This is a genomic window from Tardiphaga robiniae, from assembly GCF_001618955.1.
Lineage (GTDB): Bacteria > Pseudomonadota > Alphaproteobacteria > Rhizobiales > Xanthobacteraceae > Tardiphaga > Tardiphaga robiniae_A.
In genome coordinates, this window is sequence record NZ_LVYV01000009.1 from 22033 (window position 1) to 34606 (window position 12574).

The 12574-nt window shown below is 60.8% G+C and carries 13 protein-coding genes; 6 read left to right on the top strand and 7 right to left on the bottom strand.

The genetic code is table 11. The features are described 5' to 3' along the window. Positions 1-10: 10 nt before the first annotated feature. The 6 genes from A4A58_RS11810 to A4A58_RS11835 form a co-directional block, all read right to left on the bottom strand. Positions 11-466, bottom strand: a complete 456-nt coding sequence (locus tag A4A58_RS11810; RefSeq protein ID WP_068732164.1) for a cupin domain-containing protein — start codon at positions 464-466, stop codon at positions 11-13. A gap of 60 nt (positions 467-526) precedes the next feature. Continuing rightward, positions 527-1225, bottom strand: coding sequence for an ABC transporter ATP-binding protein (locus tag A4A58_RS11815; RefSeq protein WP_068732166.1), 699 nt, complete (start codon positions 1223-1225; stop codon positions 527-529). Beyond that, on the bottom strand, positions 1225-1977 hold the full coding sequence (locus A4A58_RS11820; protein ID WP_068732168.1) for an ABC transporter ATP-binding protein: 753 nt from the start codon (positions 1975-1977) through the stop codon (positions 1225-1227). Before A4A58_RS11820 ends, A4A58_RS11815 begins: the two co-directional genes overlap by 1 nt. After that, positions 1974-2963: a branched-chain amino acid ABC transporter permease gene (locus A4A58_RS11825; protein WP_068732171.1), complete on the bottom strand. Its 990-nt coding sequence runs from the start codon at positions 2961-2963 to the stop codon at positions 1974-1976. The genes A4A58_RS11820 and A4A58_RS11825 overlap by 4 nt, the downstream gene beginning before the upstream one ends. Positions 2964-2975: 12 nt before the next feature. Then, a complete protein-coding gene (locus A4A58_RS11830) occupies positions 2976-3896 on the bottom strand; it encodes a branched-chain amino acid ABC transporter permease (protein ID WP_068732173.1) in 921 nt (306 codons plus the stop codon). A 102-nt stretch (positions 3897-3998) separates the two neighbouring features. Beyond that, positions 3999-5174, bottom strand: coding sequence for an ABC transporter substrate-binding protein (locus tag A4A58_RS11835; RefSeq protein ID WP_068732174.1), 1176 nt, complete (start codon positions 5172-5174; stop codon positions 3999-4001). 339 nt (positions 5175-5513) lie between these two features. On the opposite strand from A4A58_RS11835, the gene A4A58_RS11840 reads away from it, so the two are divergent. The 4 genes from A4A58_RS11840 (at position 5514) to A4A58_RS11855 (ending at position 9153) form a co-directional block, all read left to right on the top strand. Beyond that, positions 5514-6020 (top strand): MarR family winged helix-turn-helix transcriptional regulator, encoded by a 507-nt coding sequence (locus tag A4A58_RS11840; RefSeq protein WP_068732176.1) that lies wholly within the window; start codon positions 5514-5516, stop codon positions 6018-6020. A gap of 10 nt (positions 6021-6030) precedes the next feature. After that, positions 6031-6849 carry an alpha/beta hydrolase gene (locus A4A58_RS11845; protein ID WP_068732178.1) on the top strand — a complete coding sequence of 273 codons (819 nt, stop codon included), beginning with the start codon at positions 6031-6033 and terminating at the stop codon, positions 6847-6849. Between the two features lie 144 nt (positions 6850-6993). Then, positions 6994-8661 (top strand): AMP-binding protein, encoded by a 1668-nt coding sequence (locus A4A58_RS11850; RefSeq protein WP_068732180.1) that lies wholly within the window; start codon positions 6994-6996, stop codon positions 8659-8661. A gap of 33 nt (positions 8662-8694) precedes the next feature. Further along, entirely contained in the window at positions 8695-9153 is a 459-nt protein-coding gene (locus A4A58_RS11855) for a RidA family protein (RefSeq protein WP_068732182.1), read from the top strand. A 6-nt stretch (positions 9154-9159) separates the two neighbouring features. On the opposite strand, the gene A4A58_RS11860 is transcribed toward A4A58_RS11855, so the two are convergent. Then, the gene (locus A4A58_RS11860; protein WP_081421843.1) at positions 9160-9960 is read right to left on the bottom strand and encodes an AraC family transcriptional regulator; all 801 of its coding nucleotides are present in this window, start codon (positions 9958-9960) and stop codon (positions 9160-9162) included. A 63-nt stretch (positions 9961-10023) separates the two neighbouring features. On the opposite strand from A4A58_RS11860, the gene A4A58_RS11865 reads away from it, so the two are divergent. Then, positions 10024-11202 (top strand): MFS transporter, encoded by a 1179-nt coding sequence (locus tag A4A58_RS11865; RefSeq protein WP_068732186.1) that lies wholly within the window; start codon positions 10024-10026, stop codon positions 11200-11202. A gap of 239 nt (positions 11203-11441) precedes the next feature. Then, the gene (locus A4A58_RS11870; protein WP_204378175.1) at positions 11442-12539 is read left to right on the top strand and encodes a helix-turn-helix transcriptional regulator; all 1098 of its coding nucleotides are present in this window, start codon (positions 11442-11444) and stop codon (positions 12537-12539) included. Positions 12540-12574 lie beyond the last annotated feature (35 nt).

The window sequence follows — 12574 nt, forward strand, 5'->3', positions numbered from 1 at the left end:
GCGCCGCGCCTTACGCGCCGGGAGGCGGCGGCAGGAAATGGATGTTGTATTCGGCGGCGAGCGCCACAACGTCCTCGGGCTTCTGCTCTTTCATGTTGTGGATCGCCCAGAACAGATCATAGAGCCGGCGGCTTGGCGAGACCCAGAACAGCACCTTGGCGTTCTGATCGGACTTGTTGAAGATGCCGTGCGGAATGCCGCGCTGCAGGCGCACGAGATCGCCCGGCGTGGCCGAAGTTTCGGAGCCGCCGAGGAAGAAGTCGAGCTTGCCTTCGAGGATGTAGAGATACTCATCCTGGTCGGGATGGATGTGCGGCGGCACGAAGGTGCCGGGCGGGAAAGTGGCGTGCCACGAGAACGAATCCTCGCTGCAGTTCTTCGGCACATAGGTCTGGCCGAGGATGTTCCAGGTGATGCCCTGCATGCCTTCATTGGCGCGGGTGATGCCGGCGATCTCGGTCTTCATGGTTGGTCCTTCCTTGGGTCACGCATTACGACGCATCGGGTGGTACTCGAAAACAGTTGATCAAACGTGGAGGAAACGGTCCTTCACGGTGGAGTCGCTCTTCAGTTGCTCGGATGTGCCGGTCCACACCACGCGGCCCTTTTCGATCACCACGTGGCGATCGGCGAAGCCGGCCAGCGCATCGACATTCTTGTCGATCACGAGAATGGACTGATGCTCGGCTTTGAGCTTCTTCAGGCAATTCCAGATTTCGAGGCGAATGAGCGGCGCGAGGCCTTCGGTGGCCTCATCGAGAATGAGCAGTTTCGGATTGGTCATCAGCGCCCGGCCGACCGCTAGCATTTGTTGCTCGCCGCCCGACAATTGCGTGCCGAGATTGCTGCGGCGTTCCTTGAGACGCGGAAACAGCTCGTAGATTTTGTCCAGCGTCCAGCGCGCCGGCGGATGGCGCACGGCGGCCGTGGCGATCAGGTTCTCTTCCACGGTGAGCGTCGGGAAGATCTGGCGACCTTCCGGCACGAGGCCAATGCCCGCCTGGGCGATACGATAGGACGGCAAACCGGTCATCGGCTTGTCGTCGAAGGTGACGGTGCCACCGGTGGGATGGATCAGGCCCATGATGGCGTTGATGGTGGTCGTCTTGCCCATGCCGTTGCGACCGAGCAGGGTAACGACTTCACCGGCATTGATGGTGAGCGAGATATCGAACAGCACCTTGGCCGCGCCATAGGCGGCCTGGAGATTTGAGACTGAGAGCATCAGGCGGCCTCCTCGCCGAGATAGGCAGCGCGCACTTCCGCGTTGTCGCGAATGCTCTGCGGCGAACCGGACGCGATGATGCGGCCATAAACGAGGACCGAGACGCGATCGGCGAGCGCGAATACAGCGTCCATATCGTGTTCGATCAGCACGATGGGAAGCTCCTTGCGCAGTTCCTGCAGCGTGTTGATAAGCCGCTGCGATTCATCGTGGCTGGTGCCGGCAAGCGGTTCGTCGAGCAGCAGCAGCTTCGGTTTCGCCGCCAGCGCAATGGCGATTTCGAGCTGCCGCTTTTCGCCATGAGACATCTGCCCGGCCGGCACGCCTGCGCGGGCGGCGAGGCCGAAGCGCGACAACAGCGCTATCGCGGCGTCATTTAATGCCGGCTCCTTCGACGCATTACCAAAGAAGCTGAAGCTTGAGCCGCTGCGTGCCTGAACGGCGATGGCGACGTTTTCCAGTGCCGAGAAGCGCGGCAGGATCGAGGTGATCTGGAATGAGCGCACCAGGCCCATCCGCGCGCGTTCCGCCATCGGTAGCCGCGAGACATCCTGGCCGTCAAAGATGATGCGCCCGGAGTCCGATTGTGCGTGGCCGGAGATCTGATGAATCAGCGTGGTCTTGCCGGCGCCGTTGGGGCCGATGATGGCGTGCAACTCGCCGGCTTCGATGTTCAGCGACACGTCGTCGGTGACGCGCAGCGCGCCGTAATTCTTGCAGATGTTCTGCAGCTGAAGCGGAGCATTACTCATGACTTGCTCCCGAACAGGCCGGTGATGCCGCCGCGAGCATAGAGCACAACGAGGATCAGGATGGGTCCAAAAATCAAAGCCCAGTTCTCGGTGTAATGCGACAGGATATCCGCCAGCAGGCTGAATACGGCCGCGCCGATGATTGCGCCATGCAGCGAGCCGAGGCCGCCAAGGACCAGCACGAAAATCAGGTCGCCCGAGCGCTGCCAGGCCGTATAGGCCGGGCTGACGAATTCGGTCTGGTTGGCGAGCAGAAAGCCCGACACGCCGGCGATCATACCGGCGATAACATAGGCCGTGAGCTGATAGCGATAGGGCGCAAAGCCGATCGCTTCCATCCGTACCGGGTTCTCACGGATGCCGCGCAGTACCCGGCCGAAGCGCGACGCAACGATGGCACGCAGCAATAGATAAGCGCCGAGCAGCACGCCGAAGGCGACGTAATACATCGCCACGTCGTTCTTCATGAACTTTGAGCCGAAGAACATGCTGCGCGACGCCAGCGTCAGGCCGTCGTCCCCGCCATAGGCGGCCAGCGAGGTGCCGAGGAAGAACAGCATCTGGCCGAACGCCAGCGTGATCATGATGAAATAGACGCCCTTGGTCCGCAGCGATATCGCGCCCGTGAAAAAAGCGAAGATGAGCGAGACACTAAGCGCAACCGCGAGCTGGATGAAGCCATCGGTGATTCCATGGCTGGCAAGGATCGCGACGCTATAGGCGCCGAGGCCGACATAGGCGGCATGGCCGAACGAGATCATTGCGCCGTAGCCGATCAGCAGATCGAGCGACATGGCGGCGAGCGCCAGGATCATGATGCGCGTGACCAGCGCCAGGATGAAGCTCTGCGATCCCCACAGCACCGAGAGCGGCACAAGGGCGAAGATCGCGAAAACGATTAGCGGCAGCAGATAGGCGCGGTTGGCACGCCGAGGCGTTGCGAGGGCCGGCGAAGCGTGGGCGTCGAGGTCGACGAGATTGTTCATGGTCTGCTCCCGTTACTGCTTGGACGGGAACAGGCCGGATGGCCGGAAGAACAGCACCGCAGCCATCAGGATATAGATCAGCATCGGCGCAATGGCGCGGCCGGTCTGGCTGGCCGCCGAGGGATCGAGCAGCAGCTTGAGCAGCGTGGGCGCAAAGAAACGTCCGAGCGTATCAACGAGACCGATCAGCAGGGCGGCGATGAAGGCGCCGCGGATCGAGCCGATGCCGCCGATGACGATCACCACGAAAGCAAGAATGAGCACGTTGTCACCCATGCCGGGCTCGACCGAGAGGATCGGTGCGACCATGGCGCCGGCGAAGCCCGCGAGCATGGCGCCGACGCCGAACACGATGGTGAACAGCAGGCGAATGTTGACTCCGAGCGCGGAGACCATAGCAGCGTTGCTGGCGCCGGCACGCACGAGCATGCCGAGCTTGGTCTTGTTGACGACGAGATAGAGCGCGAGGCCGACAGCAAGACCGACGGCGATGATGACGAGACGCCACACCGGATAGAGCATGCCGTCGGTGATCTCGATCGCGCCCGACAGTGCATCGGGAATTGCGACGTTCAGCGGCGCGGCGCCCCAGACATACTTGACGGCCTGATTCAGGAAGATGATGACGCCAAAGGTTGCAAGCACCTGATCCAGATGGTCGCGATCATATAGATGTCGAAAGATCAGGACCTCCAGTACGAGCCCAAAGATCAGTGCGGCGGGCAGTGCCAGCGCGAGGCCGGCGACGAAACTGCCGGTCATGGCGGTGAAGGCGGCGACCAGATAGGCGCCGACCATGTACTGCACGCCATGCGCAAGATTGATGAAGTCCATGACGCCGAACACCAGCGTCAGGCCGGCGGCGATCAGGAACAGGATCAATCCAAACTGCAGGCCGTTCAGGATCTGGACGAGGGCAAGCGTGAGGGTCATCAGATAACTTGGTTTCTATACTGAGATAAACACGGGCAGATAAAACACCGGGCCGTCCCGCCTTCGCGGCAACGGCCCGGTGATGACTGATCGCCAGGGCGATTACTGCGCGGCGCAGTCCTTGGCGTAGCGATCGCCGTAGTTCGAGAACACCTTCTCGACGATCTCGGTCTGGAACTTGCCGTCAGCGCGCTTGGCGACCTTGGTCAGGAAGAAGTCCTGAACGGGATAGCCGTTGTTGCTGAACTTGAAGCTGCCGCGGATCGACGGGAAGTCGGCCTTCTTCATAGCCGCGGCCACCTTGGCCTTGTCCGAGAGATCACCCTTCACGGCAACAACGGCGCTGTTGATCAGCATCGCTGCGTCATAGGACTGGAAGGCGTAGGTCGCCGGCACGCTGTTATAGGCCTTCTCGTATTCCGCGACGAACTTCTTGTTCTGTGCGGTGTCGAGGGTGGGTGCCCAGTTCGAGCCACCGAACATGCCGATCGCGGCGTCCTGCTGAGCCGGCAGCGTCGATTCATCGACGGTGAAGGTCGACAGGAACGGGATGCGGTCGAGCAGGCCGGCCTGCTTGTACTGCTTGACGAGGTTCACGCCCATGCCGCCGGGCATGAAGGTGAGAACAGCGTCAGGCTTCATCGATGCGATCTTGGAGAGCTCAGCCTGGAAATCCAGCGTGCCGAGCGGGATGAAAGACTCTTCGAGAATCTCGCCCTTGAAGTCCATCTTCACGCCGGCGACGAAGTCCTTGCCGGCCTGATAGTTCGGGGTCATCAGGTAGATCTTCTTGTAGCCGCGCTTCTGGGCGACGTTACCGAGTATCTGGTGGATCTGGTCGTTCTGATACGATGTCACATAGAAGTACGGATTGCACTCCTTGCCGGCGTAGCTCGACGGGCCGGCATTCGGCGAGATCAGGAAGGTCTTGTTCTCGGTGACCGGCTTGTGGATCGCGCCCAGGATGTTGGAAAAGATCGGGCCGACCACGAAGTCGACCTTGTCGCGCTCCAGAAGGCCTTTGACCTTAGTGACAGCGACGTCGGGCTTGAGTTCGTCATCGATGACGATGACCTCGACGTCCTTGCCGCCCATCTTGCCGCCGAGATCCTTGACCGCGAGATTGAAGCCGTCGCGGGCCTGCTGGCCGAGCACGGCACCGGCGCCCGACAGCGACACGATCACGCCGACCTTGATCTTTTCCTGCGCCATGGCCGGGATGGCCGAAACGCTCATCATCAGGGCGGCCAAACCGGCCAATTTGAGAGACTGCTTCATTAACTTCTCCTCCACTCGGCCGCGACAGGCAGCCGAAAAACGTGCCAACCCAGAATTCTGTTCTTTTGCCTAGATTATGCTCACGACGGGCGCAGCCGCAAGCAATGTAAATGACTTCCAGGCGTCAGAAATCAGCCGAATACGCTATGCAAACCGTAGGCCAATTTATTTGAACCTTAAAGAAATATTCAAAATCGACGGCGGTCAAGTCTGCGGCGTTTTGGCTTGCGGTCGGACGGAAATTCCTTGAAGGTCAAAGGATCGGTATGGGGCGGTACGAGATTGTGGATTGCCGGTCTCTCGGCCGCCGCAGGAGCTTCAAGCAGGTAAGATTGCATCATGATTCTCGATTCCGAGACCAAGGCCGTCGAACTTCCCGATGATCACGGCGATGAGCTGCGCCTGTGGCTCCGGCTCCTGACCTGTACGACGTTGATCGAGGGTGAAGTCCGCAGCCGCTTGCGCGAACGCTTCGATGTCACGCTCCCGCGCTTCGATCTGATGGCCCAGCTCGACAAAGTGCCCGACGGTATGACCCTGTCGGATGTCTCGAAGCGGATGATGGTGTCGAACGGCAACGTGACCGGCCTGGTCGAGCGTCTTGTCGAATCCGGCCACGTCGATCGCCGCACCTCCGACACCGATCGTCGGGTGCAGGTGATCCGGCTCACCAAACTCGGCCGCGCCGAGTTCCGCAAGATGGCCGAAGAACACGAGACCTGGATCGCCGAAATCTTCAGCGATCTGGCGCCGAAGGATGTCCGCGAGCTGATGCGTTTGCTGGCCAAGACCAAGGCTTCCGCGCAGAAGGCGGCGCAAAAGGCAGCGAACGGAAAAGCGCCGTAAACGCGACGCGGTGAGTGCAGTGATCGATCTCGAAGCCGAATACAACAATCGCGCAAAAGTCCCGGAAAGCTCTGTGCTGATCGCTGGCTGGGCACAGGACGCCAAAGCCTATCGCTACAGCTTCCAGGGCAAGCGCGTTATTCCCTATGGCACCGGTGCGCGCCACAACATCGATTACTTTCCGGCCGGGGGGGAAGGTCCGATCGTCGTCTTCATTCATGGTGGCTATTGGCAGGCGCTGGACGCCTCGTTCTTCAGCCATCTGGCGCGGGGGCTGAATAGCCATGGCATCAGCGTGGCGATCCCCAGCTACGATTTGTGTCCGAACGTCTCGGTCGGCGACATCATTGTGCAGATGCGTGCGGCGACCCGCGAACTGGCAAAGCTTGGTCGGCGGCTTGTCGTGTCGGGGCATTCCGCGGGCGGTCATCTCGCCGCCTGCATGCTGGCGACGGATTGGCGCGCGCTCGATTCCGCGCTGCCGCAGGACCTGATTGTTGGTGCTTATGCGATCTCCGGCCTGTTCGATCTGGGGCCGCTGGTGCCGACGTCGATCAACAATGCATTGCATTTGAACGATGCCGGCGCTCGTGGGGTGAGTCCGCTTTACTGGCCTGCGCCATTGCGTGGCTGTCTCGATGCGGTCGTCGGCGGCGATGAGGGCGCCGAGTACTTCCGGCAGAGCCAAAGTATCGTCGATGCCTGGGGTGCCCATATTCCCACGCGCTTCGAGGCGCTTCCCGGCGCAAATCATTTTACCGCCGTCGCGCCGATGTCCGATCCGCAGTCCGCCATGGTGCTGCGTCTGAAGGCGCTGGCCACGCTTTAGGCGCGGTTGCCTAAACAAACTGCGCAAATCGACGTTGTCAGCCGAAAATTTCGGCGTGCCGCAGGACTCCGTAGTTGCGGAAAACTGTTTTAAGTCTAAAATGATATTAGGATGACGTTGCCGGGCATCTGACGTGACGGGAGCATTGCAATGGCCGCTGATACTCAGCTGACAAAGCCTTATACGGCGCATGTTGATACGTTTGCGCGGGACAATATGCCCCCGCCGGAACAGCTGCCGGAGTTTTTGTTCACCCGGCCCGAATTTCATTATCCGCCGCGCATCAACTGCGTGGTGCCGTTTCTCGATCGCTGGGTCGCCGAGGGGCGCGGCGATGCGCCGTGCATGATCGGCCTGAACGAGAGCTACACCTATCGCGAGCTCTATGAGCTTGTGAACAAGATCTCCAACGTGCTGGTCAACAAGCTCGGCCTTGTCACCGGCGGCCGCGTGCTGCTGCGGTCGGCCAATAATCCGATGATGGTTGCGACCTATCTCGCGATCATCAAGGCCGGCGGCGTTTGCGTGTCGACCATGCCGCTGCTGCGCGCCAAGGAACTGTCTTATCCGCTGCAGAAGGCGAAGATCTCGCTGGCGCTGTGCGACAGCAAGCTGTCCGACGAGATGGAGAAGGCCAAGGCGGTTTCGCCTGAACTCAAGCGCGTTGTCTATTGGGGCGCGGGCGAGGCCGAACTCGACAAGATGATCGCCGAGGCCGGCCCGGAATTCACCGCCGTCGATACTGCCTCGGATGATATCTGCCTGATCGCCTTCACTTCGGGCACGACGGGCGATCCGAAGGGCACCATGCATTTCCATCGCGACATGCTCGCGGTGTGCGACGGCTTTGCACGCAACGTGCTGCGTGCCAGCCCGGAAGATCGCTTCATCGGTTCGGCGCCACTGGCCTTCACGTTCGGTTTCGGCGGCGTACTGTTCCCGCTGCATATTGGCGCGTCCTTCGTGGTGCTCGAGAAGGCCGGCCCGGAAGAGCTGCCGTTGGCCGTTGCCAAGCACAAGGTCACGGTCTGCTTCACCGCACCAACTGCCTATCGCGCCATCCTCGGCAAGATTGATCAGTACGATCTTTCGACGCTCCGCAAATGCGTGTCGGCCGGCGAAACGTTGCCGAAGGGCACCTATGATGCATGGCTGAAGGCGACCGGCATCAAGCTGATGGACGGCATCGGCGGCACCGAAATGCTGCATATCTTCATCTGTGCCATCGAAGAGGAGATTCGTCCGGGCTCGACCGGCAAGCCGGTGCCCGGCTATGTCGCCAGGATCATCGACGACGAAGGCAACGAAGTGGCACCCGGCACGTTAGGCCGTCTCGCCGTGAAGGGCCCGACCGGCTGCAAGTATCTTGCTGATCCGCGTCAGCTTAAATTTGTGCAGAACGGCTGGAATATCACCGGCGACACCTTCCTGATGGATGAGGACGGCTACTTCTGGTACCAGTCGCGCTCGGACGACATGATCGTGTCGGCGGGTTACAATATCGCTGGCCCCGATGTCGAAGCGGCTTTGCTCACCCATGAAGCAGTTGTCGATTGTGGCGTGGTCGGTTGCCCCGATGCCGATCGCGGCATGATCGTGAAGGCTTATGTCGTTCTGGCTCCCGGTCAGGCGGGGAGCGACGCGCTGGCGACCGAGCTTCAGAACCACGTGAAGCGCGAGATCGCGCCTTACAAATATCCGCGCGCCATCGAATTCGTGACGCAACTGCCCAAGACCGAGACCGGCAAGCTGAAGCGCTTTGCGCTTCGCCAGCAGGCCGCGGCGGGCGCGTCACCGACCGTTGCCGCATAAGTTTGAAGAACTGTTTTCAGGGAGGATTGCCCGGTGAATGCACCTAAGGGCCCGACATTGACCGTGGTGCCAAACGCAAAGGGCGATGCCGTATCGTCTGCGTCACGCGTGCTGCAGCCGAGCGGATGGCCGATGCCCAAGGGCTACGCCAATGGCATGACTGCCGATGGCCGCATCGTCGTTACCGGTGGCGTGATCGGCTGGGACGCCGAGGAGAAGTTGAAGCCGGATTTCGTGTCGCAGGTTCGTCAGGCACTGCAGAACATTTCCGAGATCCTCGCGGAAGGTGGCGCGAAGCCCGAGCATCTCGTGCGGCTGACCTGGTATGTCGTCGATATGGAAGAATATCTCGGCAATCTGAAAGCGCTCGGTCAGGCCTATCGCGAGATACTTGGTGCACACTATCCGGCCATGGCGCTGGTGCAGGTCGTGCGTCTGGTTGAACTCGCTGCGCGCGTCGAGATCGAGGCGACTGCGGTGGTGCCGCGCTAAGCGGCGCTACTTAGCCTCGATAAACTCCGTCGGGCTCTTGCCCGTCACTTGCCGGAATGCGTGGGAAAACGCGGAGAAGCTTGCATAGCCCAAATCGGCAGCGAGCTGCTTCACCGACGCGTTGCGGTTCATCGACAGTCGTTCGATCGCCTCTGCGATCCGCGCGCGTTGACACCAGCTCTTGAAGCTCAATTGCGTCTCTGCCGAAAAAAGCCGCGATAGTGTACGTGCAGACGTGCCGACGGTGCGCGCCAATGTTTCGATCTCGTAAGTCTGCGTCGGATCGGCCAGCACCATCTCCGCCGCGCGTCGGCAGCGCGGCTCTTGCGGCAGCGGCATGAAGGTGGCTGGATCGCCAGCCTGATGCAGTTCGAGCATGGCAATCTCGATCAACAGCTGATTGCGCGCGACGTCATCGCGCCCATCGAATAGCGCCAGGATCGACTCGTGCAACAGGCGCGACACGCGAACCACGAACTCCGCTGCGAGATCGCCATTGCGTCGGTCCCGCGCCAGCCAGTCGACGTTGAAATACAACGAGCGCATCTCGATGTCGGCCAGAACGTCGATGGCGTGGGGCAGGTGGGCCGGCACCCAGACCGCGCGGTCCGGTGGCACCAACCAGCGGCCCTTTGGAGTCGTGACCTGCATAGTGCCCGCAGCGGCGAACACGAGTTGCGCCTCGCGATGGGCATGGGTGTCCAGCCGGATGCCCTTGCGGTAGCGCGTCGCCAGGATGTGGACGCCATCGATCGCCGGGCGCCGGCGCTCGGATAAGTCCACGATTGGCGGTTCGGCGACATTCATTGGCAACATCCCGTTAGAGCAAGCTCATATAACGACATTCCAAGATTGCCAAGGAATCGATTCATGAACGTCCCCAGCCGGGTCATCACCCTCGTCAATGTCGCCCATTTCATCGACCATTACGCGATGCTGATCTTTGCGGCAGCGGTGCTCGTGATGGGTCCGGCCATGAATATGACCTATACCGAGCTGCTGCCCTATGCGACGCCGGGCTTCATGGCGTTTGGCGCCGGCTCGTTGGTGACCGGTTGGCTCGGGGACCGCTGGAGCCGTCGCCATATGATGGTGATCTTCTTCTACGGCATCGGTCTGTCGATGATGGCTGTCGGCCTGGTGCAGACGCCTTTGCAGCTTGGTGCGGCGCTGTTCTCGGTTGGCCTGTTCGCGTCGATCTATCATCCGGTCGGTACGGCGATGATCGTCTCCTATGCCGACAAGCTCGGCAGCGCGATGGGCATTAACGGCGTGTTCGGCAATTTCGGCGTGGCATCTTCCGCACTGATCACCGGCGTACTCGGTCAGTTCCTCGGCTGGCGCTGGGCCTTCATCATTCCCGGCCTCGTCACTGTTGCAGCTGGTGTTGTCTTCATGCGCGAGGTCGCGCATGAAGATCGCTCGGGATTCAAACAGGCCGCGGCGCAAGCGCGCGTCGCGAAGTCCGACATGTGGCGTGTGATCCTTGCTCTGTTGGTCACGGTGGTCGCGATCTCCACCGTCTTCAACGCCATCACCGTCGCGCTGCCAAAACTGTTTGCCGAGCGCTTGTCCGAATTGACGGACAGCCCGGCATTGCTCGGCATCATTGCCGCCTGCGTTTACGTCTTCGGCGCGGCAACCCAGTACAACATCGGCAAGCTGATCGATAAGCACTCGCTGAAGGCGGTGAGCGTTCCGTTGTCGCTGGTGCTCGCGCCGTTCCTGTATTTCGCAGCGTCGCAGTCAAACGTTTCACTGATTGTCGTCGCGATCGGCATTATCATTGGTCTGTTCGGGCAGATCACCGTCAATGAGGCGATCGTTGGCAAGTATACAAGCGAGGAGTGGCGGTCGCGCGCTTATGCCGTGCGCTACTTCGTCGGCTTCACCGCAGCAGGTGCTTCAGTCGGCCTCGTCGCATGGTTGTACGAGCAGGGTGGCTTCATCATGATGTTGCACGCTTTTGCCGCCTTGTCGGCGCTGGTGATCGTCGCCGCATTGATTTTGCCGCGGGAGTTGCCGCCAGCAAAAGCGCCTGTGGCGTAAACCTCTCGCTTTCCACTGGCGAGCAGCGCGGGACCGGTCTAGTCAGGCGGTGGCAATGCCATTCGCCTCCTGAACGGCGGCAGGCGAAAGTGGCATTTCGCGCACATCATCATCGCGATCGCAGATTTCCGAATGGTCTCGGGAATTGTCTGGTGTCTGTGGTGTTGCATGATGGGTGCTGCTTTTTGACTCTGACGACCGAGACGCGAGCCGCCGGAACCGTTTTGCTGGATACGTCCGTGAACTTTGAAGTGCTCGTCGACGAAATTTATGAAGCCGGGATTCTGCCGGAGCGTTGGCCACAGGTATTCGACCGGCTTGCGGAGATTGCGGATGCGGAAGGTTCGCTGATTTTTGCGGCGGCGCCGGGCACGCCGCGCTGGATGTCATCGGAAAAGATTCGCGAACGAATTGATCGCTGGACGAAGGGGCCCTTCGCTCACAACAACCCGCGCGCTGAGCGATTGATTCCGAACACCGAGCCGCGATTTTTGACTGATCTTGATCGTTTCACGGTGGAAGAGCTCGATAATGAGAGCTTTTATCGGGATTTGCTGCGGCCCGGAGGGCTCGGATGGTGCGTTGGCACCTCGATCAGATCGCCGTCAGGAGACATGCTTGTCTTGTCGGTTGAGAAGGCGTTTGCGAAAGGGCCAGTTCCTCGGGCGATTGCGGAGCAATTCGACCAGCTTCGGCCGCATCTGGCGCGGGCTGCTGTATTGGCCGGGCGCCTCGGTTTCGAACGCGCGCGTACCGCTGTCGCGACGATGGAGATGATCGGGCTGCCCGCTGCAGCGCTAACGCAGGCGGGACGGGTGGTCGCAACCAATCCCGGTTTCCTTGCCAGCACGGCTACGGTCAGCGTGGGCGCGCAGGATCAGGTGCAATTCAGCTATCCGACCGCCAACACGCTATTCCTGGAGGCGCTCGCCAAGCCTGTGTCTCTGGCCAAGACGGGCCGATCCATTCCCATCGCAGGTACTGACAAGAGCCCGCCTTTGATCGCGCATGTGCTGCCGCTCCGTCTGGCTGGCCTGGATGTTTTTGCGGGCGCTGTCTCGATCCTGTTCCTGACGCCGATCACTCAGCAGCGCAGCCCGGGTCCGGAGCTTTTGCAGGCTCTGTTCGATTTGACGCCGGCCGAAGCGCGGATCACCAGCCTCCTGATTGATGGCAACTCAGTCGACTCCATCTCGAAAATGCAGAGCGTCAGTCTGAATACCGTGCGGACTCAGCTGAAATCCGTCTTCATGAAAACTGGCGTTGATCGGCAGGTGGACCTGGTTCGGCTTCTGGGCCAGCCGCGAGTTCAATTGATCCCGGATCGGGACGCCTGAAAAATCCACGAAAAAGGCCGGCACGATGGCCGGCC

What these genes read in the sequence shown, in the direction of transcription:
- A4A58_RS11865 (WP_068732186.1), top strand. Translation starts at nt 10,024, where the DNA reads ATGAACGTCCCCAGCCGGGTCATCACCCTCGTCAATGTCGCCCATTTC.
- A4A58_RS11840 (WP_068732176.1), top strand. Translation starts at nt 5,514, where the DNA reads ATGATTCTCGATTCCGAGACCAAGGCCGTCGAACTTCCCGATGATCAC.
- A4A58_RS11830 (WP_068732173.1), bottom strand. Translation starts at nt 3,896, where the DNA reads ATGACCCTCACGCTTGCCCTCGTCCAGATCCTGAACGGCCTGCAGTTT.
- A4A58_RS11820 (WP_068732168.1), bottom strand. Translation starts at nt 1,977, where the DNA reads ATGAGTAATGCTCCGCTTCAGCTGCAGAACATCTGCAAGAATTACGGC.
- A4A58_RS11810 (WP_068732164.1), bottom strand. Translation starts at nt 466, where the DNA reads ATGAAGACCGAGATCGCCGGCATCACCCGCGCCAATGAAGGCATGCAG.
- A4A58_RS11815 (WP_068732166.1), bottom strand. Translation starts at nt 1,225, where the DNA reads ATGCTCTCAGTCTCAAATCTCCAGGCCGCCTATGGCGCGGCCAAGGTG.
- A4A58_RS11860 (WP_081421843.1), bottom strand. Translation starts at nt 9,960, where the DNA reads ATGAATGTCGCCGAACCGCCAATCGTGGACTTATCCGAGCGCCGGCGC.
- A4A58_RS11835 (WP_068732174.1), bottom strand. Translation starts at nt 5,174, where the DNA reads ATGAAGCAGTCTCTCAAATTGGCCGGTTTGGCCGCCCTGATGATGAGC.
- A4A58_RS11825 (WP_068732171.1), bottom strand. Translation starts at nt 2,963, where the DNA reads ATGAACAATCTCGTCGACCTCGACGCCCACGCTTCGCCGGCCCTCGCA.